This is a genomic window from Paralcaligenes ginsengisoli (assembly GCF_054781135.1).
Map to the genome: position 1 here is coordinate 18,978 of NZ_BAAGUZ010000031.1, position 21,283 is coordinate 40,260.

General features: G+C 58.1%; 18 protein-coding genes. 11 read left to right on the forward strand and 7 right to left on the reverse strand.

Features of this window, described 5'->3' with window-relative positions; genetic code table 11:
• Complete coding sequence (locus ACYVIS_RS14165; protein WP_232742911.1) at window positions 1–969, reverse strand: tripartite tricarboxylate transporter substrate binding protein; 969 nt, start codon at window positions 967–969, stop codon at window positions 1–3.
• Window positions 970–1,236: 267 nt separating this feature from the next.
• Between ACYVIS_RS14165 and ACYVIS_RS14170 the strand changes: the two genes are divergently transcribed.
• On the forward strand, window positions 1,237–2,352 hold the full coding sequence (locus ACYVIS_RS14170) for a tellurite resistance/C4-dicarboxylate transporter family protein (RefSeq protein ID WP_460874234.1): 1,116 nt from the start codon (window positions 1,237–1,239) through the stop codon (window positions 2,350–2,352).
• Between the two features lie 52 nt (window positions 2,353–2,404).
• Here the strand turns inward: ACYVIS_RS14170 and ACYVIS_RS14175 are convergent, their stop codons facing one another.
• From ACYVIS_RS14175 to ACYVIS_RS14185, 3 genes are read right to left on the reverse strand one after another with little or no spacing between them, the layout of a single operon-like run.
• A complete protein-coding gene (locus ACYVIS_RS14175; RefSeq protein ID WP_460874235.1) occupies window positions 2,405–3,802 on the reverse strand; it encodes a c-type cytochrome in 1,398 nt (465 codons plus the stop codon).
• A gap of 19 nt (window positions 3,803–3,821) precedes the next feature.
• A complete protein-coding gene (locus ACYVIS_RS14180; RefSeq protein ID WP_232742915.1) occupies window positions 3,822–5,459 on the reverse strand; it encodes a GMC family oxidoreductase in 1,638 nt (545 codons plus the stop codon).
• Window positions 5,460–5,469: 10 nt separating this feature from the next.
• Window positions 5,470–5,988, reverse strand: coding sequence for a sorbitol dehydrogenase family protein (locus ACYVIS_RS14185; protein ID WP_232742916.1), 519 nt, complete (start codon window positions 5,986–5,988; stop codon window positions 5,470–5,472).
• A 160-nt stretch (window positions 5,989–6,148) separates the two neighbouring features.
• Here ACYVIS_RS14185 and ACYVIS_RS14190 point away from each other — a divergent pair, with 160 nt between their 5' ends.
• Entirely contained in the window at window positions 6,149–6,598 is a 450-nt protein-coding gene (locus tag ACYVIS_RS14190) for a DUF2501 domain-containing protein (protein ID WP_370635932.1), read from the forward strand.
• An 82-nt stretch (window positions 6,599–6,680) separates the two neighbouring features.
• Here ACYVIS_RS14190 and ACYVIS_RS14195 read toward each other — a convergent pair whose 3' ends face one another.
• Window positions 6,681–7,883, reverse strand: coding sequence for an ammonium transporter (locus tag ACYVIS_RS14195; protein WP_232742917.1), 1,203 nt, complete (start codon window positions 7,881–7,883; stop codon window positions 6,681–6,683).
• Window positions 7,884–8,214: 331 nt separating this feature from the next.
• Between ACYVIS_RS14195 and ACYVIS_RS14200 the strand changes: the two genes are divergently transcribed.
• Window positions 8,215–10,659, forward strand: a complete 2,445-nt coding sequence (locus tag ACYVIS_RS14200) for a DUF3772 domain-containing protein (protein ID WP_370635983.1) — start codon at window positions 8,215–8,217, stop codon at window positions 10,657–10,659.
• Between the two features lie 33 nt (window positions 10,660–10,692).
• On the opposite strand, the gene ACYVIS_RS14205 is transcribed toward ACYVIS_RS14200, so the two are convergent.
• Window positions 10,693–11,241 (reverse strand): hemerythrin domain-containing protein, encoded by a 549-nt coding sequence (locus tag ACYVIS_RS14205; protein WP_232742919.1) that lies wholly within the window; start codon window positions 11,239–11,241, stop codon window positions 10,693–10,695.
• A gap of 57 nt (window positions 11,242–11,298) precedes the next feature.
• Window positions 11,299–12,120: a ferritin-like domain-containing protein gene (locus ACYVIS_RS14210; protein ID WP_232742920.1), complete on the reverse strand. Its 822-nt coding sequence runs from the start codon at window positions 12,118–12,120 to the stop codon at window positions 11,299–11,301.
• A 298-nt stretch (window positions 12,121–12,418) separates the two neighbouring features.
• Here ACYVIS_RS14210 and ACYVIS_RS14215 point away from each other — a divergent pair, with 298 nt between their 5' ends.
• The 8 genes from ACYVIS_RS14215 (at window position 12,419) to ACYVIS_RS14250 (ending at window position 21,281) form a co-directional block, all read left to right on the forward strand.
• On the forward strand, window positions 12,419–13,318 hold the full coding sequence (locus ACYVIS_RS14215) for a DMT family transporter (protein WP_232744520.1): 900 nt from the start codon (window positions 12,419–12,421) through the stop codon (window positions 13,316–13,318).
• Window positions 13,319–13,451: 133 nt separating this feature from the next.
• Window positions 13,452–14,432, forward strand: coding sequence for a LysR family transcriptional regulator (locus tag ACYVIS_RS14220; protein ID WP_255696615.1), 981 nt, complete (start codon window positions 13,452–13,454; stop codon window positions 14,430–14,432).
• Window positions 14,433–14,478: 46 nt separating this feature from the next.
• Window positions 14,479–15,453, forward strand: coding sequence for an ABC transporter permease (locus ACYVIS_RS14225; protein WP_232742922.1), 975 nt, complete (start codon window positions 14,479–14,481; stop codon window positions 15,451–15,453).
• Window positions 15,450–16,361 (forward strand): ABC transporter permease, encoded by a 912-nt coding sequence (locus tag ACYVIS_RS14230; protein WP_232742923.1) that lies wholly within the window; start codon window positions 15,450–15,452, stop codon window positions 16,359–16,361. The genes ACYVIS_RS14225 and ACYVIS_RS14230 overlap by 4 nt, the downstream gene beginning before the upstream one ends.
• On the forward strand, window positions 16,358–17,341 hold the full coding sequence (locus ACYVIS_RS14235) for an ABC transporter ATP-binding protein (protein WP_232742924.1): 984 nt from the start codon (window positions 16,358–16,360) through the stop codon (window positions 17,339–17,341). Before ACYVIS_RS14230 ends, ACYVIS_RS14235 begins: the two co-directional genes overlap by 4 nt.
• The gene (locus ACYVIS_RS14240; RefSeq protein ID WP_232742925.1) at window positions 17,338–18,345 is read left to right on the forward strand and encodes an ABC transporter ATP-binding protein; all 1,008 of its coding nucleotides are present in this window, start codon (window positions 17,338–17,340) and stop codon (window positions 18,343–18,345) included. Before ACYVIS_RS14235 ends, ACYVIS_RS14240 begins: the two co-directional genes overlap by 4 nt.
• A gap of 34 nt (window positions 18,346–18,379) precedes the next feature.
• Window positions 18,380–19,954 carry an ABC transporter substrate-binding protein gene (locus ACYVIS_RS14245; protein WP_232742926.1) on the forward strand — a complete coding sequence of 525 codons (1,575 nt, stop codon included), beginning with the start codon at window positions 18,380–18,382 and terminating at the stop codon, window positions 19,952–19,954.
• Window positions 19,955–19,967: 13 nt separating this feature from the next.
• Complete coding sequence (locus ACYVIS_RS14250) at window positions 19,968–21,281, forward strand: acyl-CoA thioesterase/bile acid-CoA:amino acid N-acyltransferase family protein (RefSeq protein ID WP_232742927.1); 1,314 nt, start codon at window positions 19,968–19,970, stop codon at window positions 21,279–21,281.
• Window positions 21,282–21,283 lie beyond the last annotated feature (2 nt).

A 21,283-nucleotide genomic window follows, 5' to 3' on the forward strand; every position in this document is an offset into this window, starting at 1 on the left:
TCAGTCGACGCTTGCACCCGTAAACTTTACGACTTTTGCATAGCGCTTAATGTCCTGGGCAACAAATCGGGCCAGTTCGTCAGGCGTCATTGTAATGACGGAACCGCCTTCAGGGGTGATTAACTTTGTGAAGTCTTCATGCTTCGCACCGTCGACCACCGCCGCGTTCAGTTGTTTGATCCTGGCTTGGGGAATGCCTGCCGGGCCGAACATGCCGAACCATGCCTTGGATGAAAAGCCTTTTATGGTGTTCGAGATGGGAGGCGCCTTGGGGAACTGCGGCATGGCTTGCAGGCTGGTTACGCCCAGGTACTTTACCCTGCCCGAATTCAGGAACGGCAGAACATTCACGGCGCTGGCGAACATCAGGTCGACTTGTCCACCCAGCAAATCCTGGAGTGCGGGCGCTGTTCCTTTGTAGGGCACGTTCAGGCCCTTGATGCCGGCTTCCATTTCGAAGCTGGCCGTGGCCATATGCAAGGAGGAACCCACGCCGCCGATCGCAAAGGAATATTTTCCGGGCGATGCCTTGGCCAGCTTTATCACGCCGGCGACGTCGTCGGCGGGGAAATCTTTGCGGGCTACCAGCACGCTGGGCACCTGGGCCAGCATGCTGATGGGGCTGAAGTCTTTTTCGGGGTCGAACGGCAAATGCTTGTAGAGGCTTGCATTGACCGAAAAGCTGCTGTAGCTGACCAGCAGGGTATTGCCGTCCTTGGCGGCGCGGGCAACGAACTCGGCGGCTATATTTCCGCCGGCACCGGGCTTGTTGTCGACAATGACCGTCTGCTTGAGCGTTTTCGCCATTTCCTTGGCGATTCCGCGTGCCACACGATCGGTCGTTCCGCCTGGCGAGGCTCCGACAACCAGTACCAGCGGCTTGCCGTCGGCGCGGGCGGAAATTGAAAAGGGCAGCGCCAGCGCCAGTGTTAATCCGATTGCGCCAAGACGAAATATTCTGTTGTGCATTATTAGATTCTCCTTTCCCTGGATGAGTGGTGATGTTTTTCGGCTGGGTAAATCATATACTTGTATTGATATCAGTACAAATTTCTTTTGGATTCATTATTTTTTGGATTCATTTATGTGTACCAATGGCCAGGACAAATACCGGCTGTTTCCATCGATGCATGAACCTGAACGCGGCGGGCAAGGGCGTAGAATTATCCGTAGATTAATAATACGAACCTGGGTAAGCACTGTCGATGCCGATTCAAGCTGCCCAGGCACCGGACCATGACTACGCCTTTTCCTGATCACGATGCTGAGCCGACCCGCATGCAGGTTCGCATCCGCTACTCCCATCTGGGTGTGCTGGCCGCCTTGTCGCCGGCTTATTTCGGCATGGTCATGGCAACGGGGATTGTCTCCCTGGCGGCCAATCAACTGGCCATGACCACCCTGGCGCATGGCTTGTTCTGGCTGAATATCGTTCTTTACGGCGTGCTATGGGTACTTACCGTTGTGCGCGCGATCCGTTATCCGCGGCTGTTCTTTGGCGATATGTTCGATCATTTGCAGGGGTGGGGGTTTTTTACGTCCGTAGCGGCCTCGGGCATTCTTGGAACGCAGTTCGTAGTGCTGGCCCGCAATGACGCCGTGGCCTGGGTGCTGTGGGTGACAGCTGTCGTGCTTTGGATTGGCCTGACCTACATAATTTTTACCGCGCTCTTTATAAAAACGCACAAACCCGCCTTGAAGCGTGGGATCAACGGCGGCTGGCTACTGGCGGTGGTGGCCGCTCAATCGATAGCGGCATTAAGCGTCTTGCTGGCAGATCATCTTGGCCATCCCTACAAGCTTGAAATGAATTTCTTTGCGCTATCGATGTGGCTGTGGGGCGGCATGCTCTACATCTGGATGGTGTCGCTGATTTTCTATCGCGATACTTTTTTCCGGTTCGCCCCCGATGACCTGGTGCCTCCCTACTGGATCAATATGGGTGCCATGGCGATTTCGTCTCTGGTGGGTGCCTTGTTGATCATCAATGCCCCGGGCGCGCCTTATCTGGCGTCGCTTTTGCCGTTCATCAAGGGGTTCACCATTTTTTATTGGGCTACCGGCACCTGGTGGATACCGCTGCTGGTTGTGCTCGAGTTATGGCGCCATGTGTACAAGCATTTTCCGGTGCAATACGATGCGCTTTACTGGGGAGCTGTTTTTCCGCTGGGCATGTATGCGGCCAGCACCTATCAAATGGACGTCGCCATGGGATTCGGTTTTATGGCGATCGTGGGCAGGATTTTTCTGTATATGGCGCTGGCGGCGTGGGTAACAACGTTTCTGGCCTGGCTGGTCGAGTTATGGCGTTTGTTGTGGGCCGGGCCTGTTGAACAGCGGCAAAATAATTAAGTGGCGAGCATCGTCGGCAACGTAGCCATCCTGGGCGTTGCCGCGCGCTTCACTATGCCGTTTTCCTGCGTCGGCGCGCGCCGAACACGAAAAGGCCGGCAATCAAAAGGCCGGCAAGGATCAGGCCGGCACGCGCGTACCAGATCAAATGGGAGGGCTCGCCGCCAGCTCTCAGGGTTTTCACCTGATCGACGGTGACATGGGCGCCAGGGTTGCCGTAGCGTTGAGTCAGGTACGTTCCAAGCGTTGCGATTTGGATATCGGACAATTGCGCCCTGAAGCCGGGCATGAGTACATCCGCAGCGTCAGGGTTTCGTGCTATTCCGTCAAGCAGCACCATGACCAGATTGTTGGTGTTGGTCCTGCCTAGCGCAGTGTTGTGGAATAGCGCCGGCAGGCCGCCGTCCGGGCTACCCTGGCCGCGTGCCTGGTGGCAGCTCGCGCAATTGGCGTCATAGAGTTGCGGGCCGGTCATTGCGTCGAGGTCCTTGGGCAGGGGTACGCCGCGTATGCTGTTCAAGTCATCGCCCGCCGTGCCCCAGGCATAGGCCGGACGGGTGTCCGCGGCATCGTGCAATGGAGGAACTGTCTTCAGGTATGCGGCGATGGCGCTCAGATCGGCGTTGTTGAGGTGACGCAGGCTGTGGTCGATGGCCTCGGCCATGGGGCCGGCTGCTTGGCCCTTGCTGCCTGCATGGCCGGATTGAAGGTAGTCGATGACTTCTTGCGCGGTCCAGCCGCCGATTCCGCTGTTTTTATCTGAAGTGATATTGGGTGCGTGCCAGGTGCCGACGTCGCCGCCGCCCAGGGTGCGCGAAAAATCTTCCGCCATCAGCATATTGCGCGGCGTATGGCAGGTGCTGCAATGCGTTAACCCTTCAGCCAGATAGGCGCCGCGATTCCATAGCTCCCCTTTGTCCGCTTGGGGCTTGAACGGCTTGTCGTCGAGAAACAATAAATTCCATGCGGCCATCGACAAACGGATGCTGAAGGGAAATGGCAGGTTCGTTGCGGCAGGGGAGGCATCGACCGGTGCCACCCCGTGCATAAAGTAGGCGTACATCGCCTTGATGTCGTCGTCCGTGACTTTGGCGTAAGAGGTATAAGGCATCGCTGGATACAGATGTTGGCCGTCGGCGCGCACGCCCTGGCGCAAGGCAGCGGCGAACTGCTCAAGCGTATAGTTGCCGATACCGTTTGCTTTTGAAGGCGTGATATTGGTTGATATGATGTCGCCCACCGGTGTGGGCACCACCAGCCCTCCCGCGAACGGTTTGCCACCGGCCGCCGTGTGGCAGGCTATGCAGTCGCCCGCCGTTGCCAGATACTGGCCACGCTGAATCAATTCGGTGTTGGTGGTATCGGCCGTCGCCGCGGCGTATACGTTCAGACTCGCCAGTGCCATCACGGCAGCGGCCAGATCAAATTGCAGGCATGTCATTAATTTCATTGAGGCCTACCTTTGCGGGTCAGGATTTCGACGCGGACGTATTCGGCGAGGGCTTGTTTTCCGCAGCCCCGAGTATGTGTTTTGCAGTACGCAATGCCAGGGCCAAGCCGGTCATGGTCGAGTTGCAGGTCGCCGCGGTCGGCATGATGCCGGTACTGGCGATGAAAAGATTTTCGTGATCATGCGTGCGCCCGTAGCTGTCGACCACCGAGGTTTTGGGGTCCATGCCCATGCTCATGGTGCCGGTAATATGCTGGTTGTTGGCGAAGCTGCCTTCTTTGCTGTAGCGTAAATTAGTGCCTCCCATCAGCTCGGCAATGCGCGCGAAATCCTTCCCGGATACCTCGGCCCCTTTGCGCGTGTAGTTGTCGATCGAGTAGTGCGCCTCGGGTTTTGGAATGCCCATGGCGTCTTTTTCGGCGCTGATCGTGATGCGGTTTTCCGGATGAGGCAAAACTTCCAGTACGTTTTTCAGGCTCATCTCGAAGGCTGCGCTGTGACGCAGCCGTTTTTCCAGTTCAATGCCGTACACGCCTGCGTCGATCAGAGCCTGCGTGGCGCCCAGCACCCGCGAAATATTGGTGAAGTCCAGACGATAGGCCGAGTATTCGGAACGGAATGCGCCGTCGCGCATGGTATTGATGGAGTTCGGGCTTTGCGGGCCGCGCCCAAGCCATAGTTCTTCGTCGGCGTCGAAGGTTATCGACGTGCTGGGATGGTCCATCAGATGACGGCCCACCATGTCGGAACTATTGGCCAGGCCTTTGGGGTATTTGTCGCTGGTCGATATCAACAGGAGCTTTGGGCTTTCGATTCCATTTGCGGCCAGAATAAAGGTCTTGCCCGTGACGCGATGGGAAGTCTTGTTGGGATCGTAATAATGAACCGCCGCTATGCGGCCCTGCGGATCGGGTTCGATCTTGTAGACTACCGCATTCGGAATCAATTGCGCGCCTGCGGCGTGGGCATCGGCGGCCGCAATGCCGCCATGATACTGGGCGTCGATCGGGCAGATAGGCTGGCAGCTGTTGTTGCCGCAACAGGCCGGGCGGCCGTCGTAGGTCCGGCTGTTGCGTGCGGTGGTGTTGCCCACGACTTCGTAGCCGCCCGGTGCAAGCCGTTCGCGAATGCGACGCATGGCCCACGTTTCGGCAACGGGCTCCATCGGGAACGGTTTGCTGCGCGGCGAGCCGGTATTCGGCAAGCCCGAAACCCCCATGATGTCCTCGGCCTCCTGGTAAAAAGGGTCCAGCTCTTCGTAGCTGATTGGCCAGTCCACGCCAACCCCATACAGGCTGTGGATGCGCAGATCGTTCGGCACCACGCGCCATGCCTGTGCCGCCCAATGCCAGGTAGTGCCGCCGACCTGGCGTATGTACTCGGCCGGATAGGGATACGGGCCGGCCTGCACCAGATAGCCGTTGTCTTTGGGCTGGTAGATTGGGTGCGGCGCCCAGGGCGACGGCGGATAAGGGGACATCCAGTCACCCTTGCGCGGGGAATTGCGGAAACGGCCTACGATTTCGCCTCGGGTGACGGGCGGCCCCGCCTCGAGAATAATGACCGAGGCGCCTTGCTTCAGGAACTTGAGTGCCGCCAATGAACCTATGATTCCCGAACCGATTACGACAAAGTCAGCGGACAACTGTTCCGGCATCCTGGACTCCTCAGTTTGGTTTTCTTGCCCAGCTTCCGTATGCGCCATATGCATAGGTGGGCGGCTTCAGAACATCTTCGACGACCACGGCGTTCAACGCGGTTTCGTACGCAATGCAACGCGCGCCCTCGCCTTCACCGACTATGCCCAAAAACCAGGCGGAAACGATTTTGCGCGGCAGAGGCGCCAGCCTTGAGTGTTCCGTATCCAGTGTCTTCTGCAATTGCATGGGAGCGATCTTCTGTTCGTTGATCTGCTTGAGCAGTGCGCTGACCGCAGCGGGAAAGTTGGGATCGTCGGCGACAAGAGCGTCATAGAGGCGCCTGGCCAGAACAGTATCAAGCGATTGGCGGCCGGCCAGTATGGCCGAGACGGCTAGAAACGCGCCTTGATTGTCGTTGACGATTGCTTGGGCTGTTGCCCATGGGATAAGCGACGCGGTATAAGCCGAAAGCAGACTTGCCAACAAACGCCGCCGGCCGGGATTGGGGAAGGCCGGGTTTTCCACTGCCTGGTTCAGATCGTTCATGGTAATGAATGCCTGTTTTAAGGTGGGAAGTTTTACCTGTCTGGGTATCTTACGCCTGTTGCTTCCGTCCGCAAGCATTTTCACGGCGTCTTGTCGGCCGGACATTCGAAAAGGAACTATAGTGGGATTTGGCTTTATTTGATCGAAGGGGGAGCTTATTATGAACTGCACTTATCGCACCATGGCTATGGGCATTTTGCTTGCGGCGCTATTGCCCGTCGGAGCCGCGCATGCGCAGCTCGGTGATTTGCTGAAGAAAGGAATGACTGAGGGGCAGTCGGGCGGTCTGGGAAATCTGGGTGGTGCGGGCAGCATGCTGTCGGGCCAGTCTCTGGGCACGGGCAATATCAACAATATCGCCGGTGTGCTGGAATATTGCATCAAGAACAATTATCTCAGCGGCAATGGCGTGTCTTCGGTCAAGGACTCGCTGATGGGGAAGCTTGGCGGCGGGTCCGCCCCGTCCAGTAGCGGCTTTAGCGATGGGGCCAGGGGCATCCTGCACAGCGGCGATGGCAAGTCGCTTGATTTGAGCGGCAGCGGCCTGAAGGCGGCTGCCACCAAGCAAGTCTGCGATACGGTTCTATCCTCAGCAAAATCCATGTTGTGAGTTCATGGTGGAACATGGCCAAACCGCATTGCGTGTCATCGTGCGGCAAGAGGATGACGGCAATGCCTGGGCTGGGGAGCGATTACCAGCTGGTTTCGCGCTCTGTCGTTGACGTTATTTTGTGAATCGACAAATCGGCGCCTTCGAATTCCTGTTCGGGCTCAAGGCGGATGCCCACGAATTTTTTCAAGCCGCCATAGACCAAGGTTCCGCCAATCAATGCCACGGCGATACCGAGCAGGGTGCCGATCAGTTGCGATATAAAAGACACGCCGCCTATTCCGCCCATCGCCTTGTATCCGAAAATGCCCGCGGCGAGCCCGCCCCAGGCACCGCACAGGCCATGCAAAGGCCAGACCCCAAGCACATCGTCGATCTTCCATTTGTTTTGCGTCAAGGTAAACATCCAGACGAAAATGCCGCCGGCGATTGCGCCGGTCAGAAGCGCACCCAGCGGATGCATCAGATCGGATCCCGCGCAGATTGCAATCAGGCCAGCCAGCGGACCGTTGTGTATGAAGCCGGGATCGTTTTTGCCCAGCACCAGTGCTGCCAGCGTGCCGCCCGCCATGGCCATCAGTGAGTTCATGGCGACCAGGCCATTCATCTTGTCCAGGGTTTGCGCACTCATGACATTGAAGCCGAACCAGCCAACGGTAAGTATCCACGCTCCCAAGGCGAGAAAAGGGATATTCGACGGAGGGTGCGCCGCGATGGCGCCGCTTTTTGAATAACGGCCGCGCCGCGCGCCAAGCAGCAATACCGCCGGCAAAGCGATCCAGCCGCCCACGGCATGTACCACGACCGACCCCGCAAAATCATGGAACGGGGCGGAGAAGGCCGATTGCAGCCAAGCCTGGATGCCGAAATGATGGTTCCAGACTATGCCTTCAAAAAACGGGTAGATCAGGCCAACCAGTATTGCGGTTGCAAACAATTGCGGATAGAACTTTGCGCGTTCCGCCATGCCACCGGAAATAATGGCCGGAATGGCGGCCGCGAATGTTAGTAAAAAGAAAAACTTGACCAGTTCGAAACCGTTTCTTTCCGCCAGGACGGCCGCGCCGCTATAGAACGAGACACCGTAGGCAACATAATAGCCAACGAAGAAATAGGCGATTGTGGAAACGGCAAAATCGGACAGAATTTTCACCAGTGCATTGACCTGGTTTTTTTTGCGTACGGTTCCCAGTTCCAGAAAAGCAAAGCCCGCGTGCATGGCGAGGATCATTATCGCGCCGAGCAGTATGAACAAAGCATCGGCACCATTTTTGTGACTGTCCACGCTCATCGACTCCCTGTAGTTGTGCAAGTAGGACTTCAGTTTTTTATGCGGAAATGTATTTTTGAAAAATTATTTTACGGGCGCTTGATTTACGAATGGTTGAATTTACCGGCTGATTGCGGTCAGAATGAAATAAAAGCGGTTTTGCACCGATATTGTGCGAATAATGCTCCAGAATGGGGCGATTCCGTGCCGATTCGGGCGATTGACCGTGGTGGATTGGTTCTTCATGTAATAACCCGTTAATCGTCCGCTCGCGTCATAATAATGAACCTTAATGCCGAGCATAAAAATGAACGCGCTGTCATCACTTGTTCGTCCGGTCTTCTCGATGCGAGCCCGCTTTTTCCTTCGTAGTTTGCTTGGCAGCCTGGCATTTTTCGGATTGATGGCATTTTCGACCGCCCCCGCCTACGCTCAATCGGGCGATGCCAAGGGCAGTGGCGCAGCGGCTGTCGATGTCGGTGCCGTTCTGGATGGTGCGCGTGCGCAGATCGACAGAGTACAGAAAAGCCTGAAAGACCCGCTCGATGACGCGGAGCTGGTTCAATTGCGTGCGGCCGTGCTGGATGCGCAAACCAAGGCCAAGGCGGCGGCGGCCTCGATCGAGCCGCAACTCACCAGCGTGCAAGCCCGCCTGGCCGAGCTGGGTGAGCCGGCCGCCGGTGCGCCCGAGGCACCAGATGTGGCGGCGCAGCGTACCCAGTTAAGCAAAGGCAGCAGCAAGCTCGACTCACAGCTCAAATTGGCTCGCCTCCTTACTGTCGAGGCCGACCAGGCCACCGAGCAAATCCAGACGTTGCGGCGATCGCAGTTTCAGGCTCGCCTGGGTGAACGCACCACATCGGTTCTGGCACAGCCTTTCTGGACCGAACTGGTGGCGGAGTGGCCCAGAGATGCGCGCCGCCTGACACCGCTGGGCGCAGAACTGGCGGAGCTTGCCGGATCGGCTCCCACCGGGGTGTGGGTGGGTGTGTTGCTGGCTATCGTTGTTGTATTGGGATTGCGACTATGGGCGGGACGCCTGCTCATGCAACTGACCACTTCGCGTGTGCCGCCGGGGCGGCTGAGACGCTCGCTATACGCGGCCGTGCAGGTCCTGCTGGCGGTGGCCGTGCCAGGCTTGATTACCGGTCTGCTGCGCGTCGGCATTGACTGGACGGGTAGCCCGTCCGATTCATTGGCGGCCCTGTTCGGCTGGCTGATTGGCCTGGTGTGTTTCGGGGGGCTGGTGGCTGGCCTGGGGCAGGCGTTGCTGGCGGCCGACCGTCCGTCATGGCGGCTGCCGCCCATGCTGGATACGGTGGCGCTGGGTCTGCGCTGGATTCCCTTGGCGCTGGCTGTGGTGATTGTCGTGGGCTGGTCGGTGCAGCACCTGGCGGCCCTGGTCAATGCCAGTCTGATTACGACTGTGGCGTTCGATTGTGTCATTGGGCTTCTGATCAACGCAACAGTGGGCGCCGGACTGATCCGCGCCAGCCGTTTGCGCAAGCAGTTTTTGCAAAAGCCTGAAAAGAGCGAGGTGCTGGCCAATCCCCTGTGGCTCACGGCCCTGGTCAGCCTGACCTGGCTGGCGCTGGCGGTCAGCGTTGTCTGTTTGCTCGTGGGATACGTGGCATTTGGCAGCTTTGTTGCCAGGCAAGTAATCTGGATCGCCACGGTGCTGAGTTCGGCTTATTTGCTGACTGTGCTGATCGAAGACGGCTGCACAAGCCTTCTGGCCGCCGTGAAACGCAATGCCGGCGATGAGAACGCGGTGCGGCCGATGACCCGTGCACGCAGCCAGGCGGTGGTGTTGCTTTCTGGTCTGGGCCGCCTGGTGGTCGTGTTGTTTACCCTGATGTTGTTGCTGGTGCCGCTCGGCGAAGGGCCTTCCGAATGGCTTAGTCGCGCCGATCAGTTGTATACCGGCATTTCGATCGGCGAAGCCCAGATTCGTCCGACAGCCGTGTTGCTGGCGATACTGGTTCTGGTTTTTGGTTTCGGAAGCGTGAAGGTGCTGCAGCGCTGGCTGGTCGGCCGATATCTGCCCACGACCAGCCTCGATCCCGGCATGCGGGTGTCGGCGGCCACTTTGTCCGGCTACGCGGGCTATGTGCTGATTGTTGCGCTGGCCTTGTCGGCGGCGGGTATCGGATTGGAGCGTGTCGCCTGGATTGCCAGCGCATTATCGGTCGGTATAGGTTTCGGGCTACAGGCGGTAGTGCAGAATTTCGTTTCCGGTCTGATATTGCTGGCCGAGCGGCCCGTCAAAGTAGGCGATTGGGTGTCGCTGGGCGGAATCGAAGGCGATATTCGCCGCATCAATGTACGAGCCACTGAAATTCAGATGGGCGATCGTTCCACGGTAATTGTGCCCAACTCCGAATTCATTACCAAGATTGTGCGGAACGTCACTCATGCAAACCCGATCGGCCGGGTGCAGATAAAACTGCCCATGCCGGTGACTACCGATGCGGAGCTGGCGCGTGGCCTGATACTCGCCGCGTTTCACGACCATGCCGAGGTTCTGGAACAGCCGGCACCCAATGTGCTGCTGGAAGGCATAGAGGCGCAGGGCCTGATGTTCAGCGCTACAGGCTATGTGGGTTCGCCGCGCTCGGCCTCCGGAGTGCGCAGCGATTTGCTGTTCGATGTGTTGAAACGCTTGCGGGACGCGGGGCTGTCACTGTCGAACCCTCCCACGATGTTGCTGGCGGAAGCCGCGCGGCCCAGCCTGCCGGCCAGCAGCGCCGTTACGCTGCCCGCATCCGACCCCGCTGCGCCGGGCCTGTGAAAAAAAGCCGCGCCCGGGGCCGGCCTTCAATGGCTATACCGCTGGGATGCCGCGCCGCTCGCGCATGGCGCGGCCGATATGCGTCAGGTCGTCGTCGCTGAGCAGTCGCGCGGCCATGGGCAGGAGTTCGTCTTCTTCACGTTGCAAATGGCGCTCATACAGATCGGCGAATGCCTCGACCTCGCTGTGGGGCAGCGTGGCCGGCACGCCCGCCGCCACTTGTTCGAGTATTTTCCGCAAGCGCTGCCAACTGGCCTCCAGCGTACGGTGGTCGGCGCTTAATCCTTCGGTCAGGTTGCGCAGGCAGACCGCGTCGGAACCGGCCATCGATTCAATCAGCGCGGGAAAGAGATCTTTTTCCTCGTCGGCATGATGCTGCAGTGCCGACGTATCAAAATAGCGCATCACGGCCGCGGCCGCATGGCGGGCCTCTTCGTCGGTGCCGTGATCGGCGAGATGCACGGCCAGGCGCTTCAAGGTCGAACACTGGCGTTCAATGCGTATATGACAGGCCGCCAGCATTTCCAGAGGAGCCTCGGGGCCGGCAGCCGGGGACGAAAAACCGGGGAAAACCGTAGTCATGGTGTCAGGCTCGCAGTATGAAAGATGGGTATGACATAAGGGGTATTGCGTCCGATACTACATCAGCCGCCTGGCTATCCATGTCAGGGAAGGGTGTATCAAGCGTGTGACTGCTCCGGGCAGATGCAATGGCTTGAGCAGCATTTTGGCGGTCATGGCAACAGGATAGTGCTGTCGGGTTTGTTCGCGCAACCGGGCGCGCAAGGCTCGAAACGCTGCTTTGTCTGTGCTTTTCTGAGTTTGGCTGGCGATAAAGACATGCCATAAAGCGCAGTCCGCGTCGTCGTTGCGGGCTTCCAGCACCCGCCTCTTGAGGGCTCCCAGGATCTGCAGGCGCCGGGGCGATTCGCTGGCGCTATACATGCCGAAATATCCGTAGAAGTGTTTGTAATGGTTGATTTCGTCGGCCCGGATGTGTGCGGCAATGCCTGACAATATTGGTTCGGAGGCTTGTGTGGCCAGGGCCTGATAAAACGTCGCCGTCCCGGTTTCGACCACGCATCGGGCAACCATTTCAAGGCTGCGGGTCGACTCCAGCGCGTCAACGGTGCAGCGGCGCGAATAATCGGCGAAAAAATCGGCATATGCATGTTCCCAGTCGAACTCCGGCCATACGTGGCGCACGTATTCCCGCAGAACGCGGCCATGTCGCACTTCTTCGTTTTTCCAGGTGTTTTGCAGCCAGTCGACAACGTCGTCGCTGCCGCTGAAATACTGTATCAGGTTATCGGCGTAGAGATCCGTGGCAATCTCGACAAACGATGCGGCAGCGGTCAGATAAAACAGATCTTCCTGGGCCCTGGCTTGCGCCAGGTCTATGGTGGCGAAGGGAACCTGATCAAGATTCCAGAACGGCGGTGATATGGTGTGTTCTTGCATTGCTGAGCATCCCGTTGTTCATTATGGTTATGTGCGTACTACTCCTCCGATGTCTGTTCTGTTCATTGTATGCCTTATGGCGTTGCTGCCGGGCCCCGGCGCTCGGTAAAAAGTTGTATTCGGCCGTGGCCATTTATGTTTGCTGCATGAGGCGCGGAAATGTCCGGCATTTGAATAGCGCCGATTTCCCGGCGGCGCCGATCGCCGTACAATTTGTGCCTGACATCGGGCAGCCGCCACAGCGGGGCGTGTGCATTATTGGAAAACGACGAATTTGACGAATTACACCCCCGGCCGGATGGCGGCCTATGGCTGCCTTGCCCTGAGCATGTCTTTGGTTGGCTCTTACGTTGCCCTGTCCAAGCCCCTTGCGGCCGCCATTCCGGTCTTCTTGCTGGCGTGGCTGCGGTTCGGCATAGGAGGGCTTGCCATGCTGCGCTGGCTGCGCAAGCCGAGCGCCGAGCCGGCGATGACGTGGCAAACCCGGAAACTGGTGTTTCTGGAGTCTTTTCTTGGCAATTTTCTGTTCACGATCTGCATGATTTACGGAGTGACCATGACAAGCGCCGTGTCCGCCGGCGTCATCATGTCGGCCATACCGGCCATGGTCGCGCTGATGAGCTGGATGGTTCTCAAGGAGCATATTGGTGCGCGGGTGTGGGCGGCCGTGGCCTGCGGGGCATTGGGCATAGGGCTGCTGTCGCTGGCCAAGGGGAGTGGCGTTGCCGATCAGTTGCAGACGACCGGGCCGGCGTGGCTGGGCAATCTGCTGATATTCGGCGCTGTTCTCTGCGAGGCGTCCTATGCCGTGATCGGCAAAAAGCTGACTGCCGTGCTAAGCCCCAAGCGCATTAGCGCCGTCATCAATTTATGGGGATTCGCGCTGATGACTCCGATGGGCATCTATGTGGCGCTGGACTTCGATTTTGCCTCCGTAAGAATGGATATATGGCTGTTACTGATGTTCTATGCCTTGGCCGCAAGTGTCTGGACCGTCTGGTTATGGATGACGGGGCTTAAATCCGTTCCTGCGTCCCAGGCAGGAGTGTTTACCGTCATGCTGCCGATCAGCGCCGCCCTGGTGGGGGTATTGATTCTTGGCGAGACGTTGAGCGGCGTTCAGATCATGGCTTTTGCCCTGGCGTTGACGGGCTTGCTGCTGGCCACCACTGCGGCAAAGCGGCCCGCGGCGCCTTGAATGGCCGCCCGAGCGGCGGATTCCGGCAAGCGGCATAACCTCATAAGCAATTAGTAGTTTTCTAAAAAGGCCATTTATCTTAGAATTAAATAATTGATAGCCTTATTTGCGTAAAACGCATATTATAAAAATAATGGATCTGCGCCAACTGGAAGCTTTCGCCGCGGTAATGTCTGCTGGTAGCCTGACGGCTGCAGGGCAACTGCTGGGGCGTTCTCAATCGGCCATAAGCCGGCTGGTCCAGGATCTGGAAACGGAAATCGGGTACATACTGTTCACCCGCAGCCGGCCATGCGTGACGCCTTCGGAAAAAGGCTTGCTGTTTTACGAGGAAGTGCAACGCACGCTAAGCGGCTTGCAGCAGATCCGGATCCGTTCAGAAGAAATCGGCCGCGGCGAAAACCGCCCTGTGCGAATTGCCGCCACCGCCGCCCTGGCGTCGGGATTGCTGCCGCACGCGCTAAAACAGATGCACGACGCAAAAGAGGCAGACTTGCCCGGGCGCTTGTGGGTGCAAAGCCTGATGCCGGAGCATGTGGTTAAAAGCGTCGTCAATGGCCGGGTCGATGTCGGTATTACCAGCTTGCCCATTCAGAGCCACGGCACGCATATCCATTGGATCGCCGAAGTTTCCTGCGTCATTGCGCTGGCCAAGGGGCACCCCCTGGCCAGGCATAAAATCATTTCCCTGGCGTCGCTGGGCGACACACCCATTATTACCATGGCCGACCCGTTCCGCCTCAAGCATCGCCTGGATCAGGCCCTGGCTGAAAAGGAAATACACCCGTCGCGAACCATCGAAACGAATTCGACCCTGAACGCACTGACACTGGTGCGCAGCAATATGGGTATTTCCATCATCGAACCCGTTACCATTCTGGGCGGCTCCATGGATGACGTGGTGATCCGCCCGATTGATACCCATATTCCCTATTTGTTCGGCGCCATCACGGCTCGCGGCCAGGTATCCAGCGATTATGTGAAAGACCTGGTGGAGAGCCTGAAAAAACAGGCTCATTTGCGCTTGGCGAACTTGATCGAGCATGATCCTCAAGACCTGACGGCGGCGCTTGGTTCCTTGTACAGCTTGCCGGAGACACAAGGCGAAACATGATCATTCCGAGTTTGGATTTTCCTGACGGCCCAGTGAGCGTGCCAGCATGATATTTTGGCTATTGAAGCGCGTGGCGCAGGCTGTCGTCGTGGTTCTGGTGATGACGCTGATCGTATTCATAGGCCTGCACGCGATAGGCAATCCCATCGATACCCTGATCGGCCAGGATGTCGACCAGGTGGATCGTGCCCGCATCATTGCGCAGCTGGGGCTGGATCAGCCCCTGTGGCGGCAATATGTCTCGTTCCTGGCAAGTGCCATGCATGGCAACCTGGGCAACAGCTTTGTCTATAACGAACCCGCCATCAAACTCATCATGCAGCGCCTGCCCGCCACGCTGGAACTGGCCATTGCGGCGCTGCTGATCGCCGTTGTGGTGGGTTTGCCGGTGGGGCTGCTGGCGGGCCTGAAACCCAAGCATCCTTTGTCCAAAGCCGTCATGGCGGGAAGCATACTGGGTTTTTCCCTGCCCACATTCTGGGTGGGCCTGATGCTGATCATGGCATTCAGCGTGACCCTGGGCTGGCTGCCGGCCAGCGGGCGCGGGCAGACCGTGGAGTTTCTGGGGGCGCAATGGTCGTTCCTGACCTGGGATGGCTTGAAGCACATGCTTCTGCCCGCCCTCAATCTTTCCCTGTTCAAGATTTCTCTGGTAATACGCCTGACCAGCGCCGGCGTACGTGAAACGCTGCCGCTGGATTATATAAAATTCGCCCGCGCCAAAGGCTTGTCTCCGTTGCGAATTATCGGCGTTCATGTACTGCGCAATATTCTTATACCCCTGGTTACGGTATTGGGCCTGGAACTGGGCTCGACCATTGCCTTTGCCGTGGTGACGGAAAGCATTTTTTCTTGGCCTGGCGCAGGCAAGCTGATTCTGGACAGCATCAATGCGCTGGACAGGCCCGTGATTGTCGGCTACCTGATTGTCATAGTCTGTCTTTTCATTAGCTTGAATCTGATTGTCGATATTTTGTACCGCCTACTCGATCCGCGCGTTCGTCTGGAAAAACTGGCATGAGCACCGCATCGCACGCTTCCGCACCCGTCAAGCTGGAATCCCCCTGGGCCCGGTATCTGGCTGATTTCTTCTCGTCGAAAAGCGCGGTACTGGGCCTGGTCGTCGGCCTATTGCTCATTGCCGCCGCCATCTGCGCGCCCTGGATCACCCCGCAAAACCCGTACGACCTGACACAGATCAGCATTCTGGATGCCCGGCTTGCTCCCGGCACCGCCAGCGACATGGGCACGTTTTCCTATTGGCTGGGCTCGGACGGGCAGGGGCGCGATCTGTTTTCAGCCATTTTGTACGGCTTGCGCATCAGCCTGATGGTGGGTGTGGGCTCCGCCGTCATTGCCGGCATCATCGGCACAGTACTGGGATTGATGGCGGCTTACTTCGGCGGCAAAACCGATACCCTGATCATGCGCCTGGTTGATCTGCTGCTTTCATTTCCGTCTATTCTGGTGGCCATGATGATCCTGGCCTATTTGGGTAAAAGTGTCGGCAACGTCATTCTGACCCTGGTGATTCTGGAGTGGGCCTATTACGCCCGGGCGGCGCGCGGGCAGGCGCTGGTCGAGCGCCAGCGCGAATACGTGGAGGCAGCTCGGTGCCTGGCCATCCCCCAGTGGCGCATTGTCTTGAAGCATATATTGCCGAATTGCCTGCCGCCTCTGATTGTCATTGGAACTCTGCAAGTGGCGCGCGCCATTACGCTGGAGGCAACCCTCAGCTTTCTTGGGCTGGGAGTGCCGGTTACCGAACCTTCGCTGGGCCTGCTGATTGCCAATGGCTACCAATACATGCTGTCGGGCCAATACTGGATCAGCTTCTACCCCGGCATTGCTTTATTGGTGACTATTGTCTGCCTGAATCTGGTGGGGGACCGTTTGCGGGACGTATTCAATCCAAGGCTGCAGAAATGAGCGCGGAAATACTTCTGGATGTGCGTGGTTTGCGCACCCATTTTTTTACTCGTGCGGGCGCGGTGGCGGCGGTCGACGATGTGTCCTTCCAATTGGAGCGCGGCAGAATTCTCGGCCTGGTGGGCGAGTCCGGTTCCGGCAAATCGGTAACCGGATTCTCGATCATGGGGCTGGTCGACGAACCCGGGCGCATCGTGGCGGGGGAAATCCTGTTCAATGGGCAGGATTTGACCCGTCTTCCGGAAAAGCAGCTGCAGCATATACGCGGCAATCGCATCGCCATGATTTTCCAGGATCCGATGATGACATTGAATCCTGTATTGCGCGTGGATGTGCAGATGATTGAAACCGTGCAGGCGCACAGCAAGGTCGGCAAAGCGCAGGCGCGCGAGCTCGCCCGGGACACGCTGGGGATGATGGGGATTTCAAGTCCCGAAGAACGCCTGATGGCGTATCCGCATCAATTGTCCGGTGGCATGCGCCAGCGCGTGGCCATCGCCATTGCCTTGCTGCATAAGCCTGAACTGATTATTGCCGACGAGCCCACGACCGCACTGGATGTGACTATTCAAGGCCAGATTCTGTCGGAAGTCCAGAACCTGACTCGACGCAACGGAACCGCGCTGATCTGGATTACGCATGATCTGTCGGTGGTGGCGGGCCTGGCCGACGAGATAGCCGTGATGTATGCCGGACGCATTGTTGAACAGGGATCAGTCGCCGAAGTGCTGGATCATTCTTTGCATCCCTATACCTTGGGGCTGCTCAATAGCCTGCCCAGCAACAACCGGCACGGACAGCGTCTGAATCAAATTCCGGGCATGACACCGGATTTGCTGGCTTTGCCCGCCGGATGCGCCTTTTCCAATCGTTGCGCGCGCAGGACCGAGGCCTGTGGCCAGCCTCCGGCATTGACGACTTTTTCCAGGGGCCGCGCGGTTCGCTGTTTTCACCCCAGCTCGCATGAGGTGGGCGCATGACCTCGCCCGTTCCTCTGATCGAACTGCGCGGTGTCAGCCATCGCTTTGGCGAGCAGCCCGCGGGAGTTGTCAAACGCGCGCTGATGCGGGCCGGACTGGCCGACGAGCCCTCGGTCACCCATGCGGTCGATGGCGTTGACCTGGCCATCCGTCCTGGCGAAGTGGTCGGCCTGGTGGGCGAGTCCGGCTGCGGCAAGTCGACGCTTGGGCGCATTGCGGCCGGCCTGCTCAAGCCCAGCGAGGGAACGCTGAAAATCAACGGTGTGGCGCCGCAAGCCATGAATGCGCAGGACGCCAGGCAAGCCCGCCTGAAAATCCAGATGATTTTCCAGGATCCTTATGCCAGCCTTAACCCGCGCATGCGCGTGGCCGAAATTATCGGTGAAGCGGCGCGCATACACGGACTGGTTTCCGCTGGAGAACTGGATGCGTATGTATGCTCGCAGCTTGAACGGGCAGGCCTGGACCCAGCCCTGCGCGGGCGTTATCCCCATCAGTTCAGCGGAGGGCAGCGCCAGCGCATCGGTATTGCCCGTGCTTTGGCCGTTAATCCCGACATGCTGGTATGCGACGAGGCCGTGGCGGCGCTCGATGTATCGATCCAGGCGCAGATTCTGAATCTGTTCATGGATTTGCGTGAACAATTAAAGCTGACGTACCTGTTCATCAGCCATGATCTGGGCGTGGTGGAACATTTGTCCGATCGCGTGGTTGTCATGTACCTGGGCCGTATTGTAGAGACGGCATCGGTACAGGAGATCTTTCAGAAGCCCGCGCATCCCTATACCCAAGCCTTGCTCGACGAGGTGCCGCGCATAGACGTGCGGGGTAAAACCTATACGGCAATCAAGGGGGAGATTCCCAGCCCTCTGGCGCCTCCGTCGGGATGCCATTTCCACCCCCGCTGTCCTTACGCCATGGAGCGATGCAAGATCGAAGTGCCCATACTGAAAGGCATAGGGGCGAATCACCTGAGTGCCTGTCATCTCAACGACAACAACTGATCTGTTTTAACGTCTTATTTTTGGAGAAGCCATCATGAAACGACTTTTGCTTGGCGCATTGACCGCCGGAGTATTGGCTGCGGCCGGTGTGGCCCACGCCGAGACCTTGAATATCGGATTTGCCGATCCCGTATCGTCACTGGACCCGCAGTTGAATAATTTCGCGGGCGATCGTTCCGTCGATCTGCATTTTTTTGATCTGCTGACGCAAATCCGGGACAACCGGGTCAAGCCGGCGCTGGCGGAAAGCTGGAAGGCACTTGATGATAAAACCTGGGAATTCAAGCTGCGCCCCGATGTGAAATGGTCGGACGGTACGCCGTTCACCGCGGATGATATTGTGTTTTCCTATAAGCGCGCAAAAAACGTACCGGGCACGGTTGCCACGTTCGCGGGCTATCTGCGCACGGTCGCCTCCGCCGAAGCCAAAGACCCGCATACCCTGATAGTCAAAACTACGGTCCCCAATCCGGACCTGCCCTTGAATTTGGCGTCGGTTCATATTGTCAGCAAGCATATCGGCGAAACGGCAAACACCGAAGACTACAACAGCGGCAAGGCGGTTGTCGGCACGGGGCCTTATAAACTGGTTTCATATACACCGGGCGATCGCGTCATCATGACGCGCAACGACAATTACTGGGGCAGCAAACAGCCCTGGGACAAAGTGAACTATCGCTATATCAACAATGCGGCGTCGCGCACGGCGGCCTTGCTGTCGGGCGATGTCGATGTGATCGACAAGGTGTCGGTGTCGGATATTCCGCGCCTCAAGAAATCGCCCAAGGTAACGCTGTTTCCTTACGATGGCTTGCGTGTGATGCTGCTGCAGCCCAGTTTCCGGAAAGGCCCCAACCCATTCATTACCGACAACAATGGCAAGGAACTGGCGGAAAATCCCTTGCTGGACGTGCGTGTCCGGGAAGCCTTGTCGATGGCGATCAACCGCAAGGCGATTGTCGACCGGATTCTGCAGGATGCTGCAACGGTGGCCAATCAGTGGATGCCCAAGGACACCTTCGGCTATAACCCGGAACTCAAAGACATTCCCTTCGATCCGGCCAAGGCCAAGGCGCTTTTAAAAGAAGCGGGTTTTCCCGACGGCTTCAAGCTCACCATGCATGTGCCCTCGGACCGCTATCCTCTGGGGCCTGAAACAGCGCAGGCCGCGGCCCAGTTCTGGGCGCGCATCGGAGTCAAAACCAAGGTTGAGGTAGTGCCATGGGCCGTTTACGCCGGCAAGGCCAAAAAGAACGAGTACGCCATGAGCATGATAGCCTGGGGCAACGGCACGGGCGAAGCCAGCTATGCGCTGGTGAACATCCTGGCAACCGTCACACCCGGCAAGGGCCTGGGCGCATCGAACTGGGGACACTACAGCAGCGCTGCGGTGGATGCCGATTTACAAAAAGCCACTGTGGAGTTCGACCTGGACAAGCGCGAAGCGATCTTGCGCGAGTCGGCCAAGACAGTCATGGGTGATGTCGGTATTTTGCCTCTTTATCATTACAAGAACATATGGGCGGCCAAAAAGGGCTTGAAAGTGGTGCCGTGGACCAGCGATCGCACGGTTGCGATGATGGTCAGCAAGGCTGATGACAAAAAGTAGAGAAGGCGCGGACATGGCTCAAGCACGTTTGACAATCACCCCAGCCGACGATCTGATCGACGTGGCGCGTCGAATCCGGCTTGAGCATGTTGCTCCGAATGCGGCAGTCACAATCAGCACGCAGACGCGCCGGGCGCATGGGGTGGTCTGGCGCAGCAGTGCCTGTTTTCAGGCGGACGCACACGGCGTTGTCGATCTGACCGAGTCGGCGCCCTTATCGGGCGACTATTCCGGCGTGTCCGCCATGGGCCTCATATGGTCGCAATGCCCCCAGCAGGACGGAGCCCGCGAGGTGTTTCCGCTGGATGTCTCCGAGGCATTGCTTACTCGCATCAACGTCGAGGTCAATGGTGTCGAGTTGACAGGCATCCTGACACAGCATCTGATGGCGCCCGGCGTTACGCGCGAGGAAATTCGCAGTGAAGGGCTGGTGGGAACGTTGTTCAAGCCGGCTTCGCCAGGCCCACATCCGGCGGTCATGATCCTTAATGGCTCGGGCGGTGGGGCCAATGAGCCGCGCGCCGCTTTGTATGCATCGAGAGGCTATATCGCTTTTGCCCTGGCGTATTTCAAGGCGCCCGGTTTGTCCGACTATATTTCCAATACACCCCTGGAATATTTCAAGAAGGGCCTGGACTGGCTGAGAAAAACGCAGCGCCCGGAAAACGATTTCGTTGCACTTAATGGGCAGTCCCGTGGGGGAGAGCTTGTACTGCTATTGGCGTCGATTTACCCCAAAGATGTCTCGGCGGTGGTAGCCTACGTGCCCGGAGCCGTGGTGCACAGTGGACAAAATGCCGCGGACCCCAAAGTCGGGCGCGATGGCCCGGCCTGGTTATTGAACGGCAAACCTGTCGTGCATGTATGGGAAAATAACCGTACCGCAAGCTGGGCGCCGTTCGACCAGGGGCCCGCTCCGCACCGGCATGAGCGAGCAATCCTGACCGCGCTGCAGGATCCGCAGGCTGTCGAGCGAGCCCGTATCCCGGTTGAAAAAATTCAAGCTCCGATCATCCTGTTGTCGGCTACCGATGATGGCTCCTGGCCTTCAAGCCGCTATAGCAGAATGGTGGTGGAATCCCTGAAAGCGCATCAGTATCCCTACGATGTGCAGTGGGTTGATACCGAGGGTGGAGGGCATGCCATAGTGTTTCCGTATATTCCCACCACTCAGGTGGTGTATAGCCACCCCGTATCGGGCAAAGTCAGCACGGGCGGAGGGCAGCCCAGGCCGAACGCCGATTCCGACGAAGCGTCATGGAATCGGATTAAACTGTTTCTGGATGAGGCTGTGAGGAATCACGCCGCTGCAAACCAGCAACGATAAGG

Excerpts from the sequence above, each read along its gene's own strand:
- ACYVIS_RS14200 (WP_370635983.1), top strand. The coding sequence starts at position 8,215 with ATGCGAGCCCGCTTTTTCCTTCGTAGTTTGCTTGGCAGCCTGGCATTT.
- ACYVIS_RS14230 (WP_232742923.1), top strand. The coding sequence starts at position 15,450 with ATGAGCACCGCATCGCACGCTTCCGCACCCGTCAAGCTGGAATCCCCC.
- ACYVIS_RS14205 (WP_232742919.1), bottom strand. The coding sequence starts at position 11,241 with ATGACTACGGTTTTCCCCGGTTTTTCGTCCCCGGCTGCCGGCCCCGAG.
- ACYVIS_RS14165 (WP_232742911.1), bottom strand. The coding sequence starts at position 969 with ATGCACAACAGAATATTTCGTCTTGGCGCAATCGGATTAACACTGGCG.
- ACYVIS_RS14185 (WP_232742916.1), bottom strand. The coding sequence starts at position 5,988 with ATGAACGATCTGAACCAGGCAGTGGAAAACCCGGCCTTCCCCAATCCC.
- ACYVIS_RS14245 (WP_232742926.1), top strand. The coding sequence starts at position 18,380 with ATGAAACGACTTTTGCTTGGCGCATTGACCGCCGGAGTATTGGCTGCG.
- ACYVIS_RS14190 (WP_370635932.1), top strand. The coding sequence starts at position 6,149 with ATGAACTGCACTTATCGCACCATGGCTATGGGCATTTTGCTTGCGGCG.
- ACYVIS_RS14170 (WP_460874234.1), top strand. The coding sequence starts at position 1,237 with ATGACTACGCCTTTTCCTGATCACGATGCTGAGCCGACCCGCATGCAG.
- ACYVIS_RS14215 (WP_232744520.1), top strand. The coding sequence starts at position 12,419 with ATGGCGGCCTATGGCTGCCTTGCCCTGAGCATGTCTTTGGTTGGCTCT.
- ACYVIS_RS14175 (WP_460874235.1), bottom strand. The coding sequence starts at position 3,802 with ATGAAATTAATGACATGCCTGCAATTTGATCTGGCCGCTGCCGTGATG.
- ACYVIS_RS14225 (WP_232742922.1), top strand. The coding sequence starts at position 14,479 with ATGATATTTTGGCTATTGAAGCGCGTGGCGCAGGCTGTCGTCGTGGTT.
- ACYVIS_RS14250 (WP_232742927.1), top strand. The coding sequence starts at position 19,968 with ATGGCTCAAGCACGTTTGACAATCACCCCAGCCGACGATCTGATCGAC.
- ACYVIS_RS14180 (WP_232742915.1), bottom strand. The coding sequence starts at position 5,459 with ATGCCGGAACAGTTGTCCGCTGACTTTGTCGTAATCGGTTCGGGAATC.
- ACYVIS_RS14235 (WP_232742924.1), top strand. The coding sequence starts at position 16,358 with ATGAGCGCGGAAATACTTCTGGATGTGCGTGGTTTGCGCACCCATTTT.
- ACYVIS_RS14210 (WP_232742920.1), bottom strand. The coding sequence starts at position 12,120 with ATGCAAGAACACACCATATCACCGCCGTTCTGGAATCTTGATCAGGTT.
- ACYVIS_RS14220 (WP_255696615.1), top strand. The coding sequence starts at position 13,452 with ATGGATCTGCGCCAACTGGAAGCTTTCGCCGCGGTAATGTCTGCTGGT.
- ACYVIS_RS14240 (WP_232742925.1), top strand. The coding sequence starts at position 17,338 with ATGACCTCGCCCGTTCCTCTGATCGAACTGCGCGGTGTCAGCCATCGC.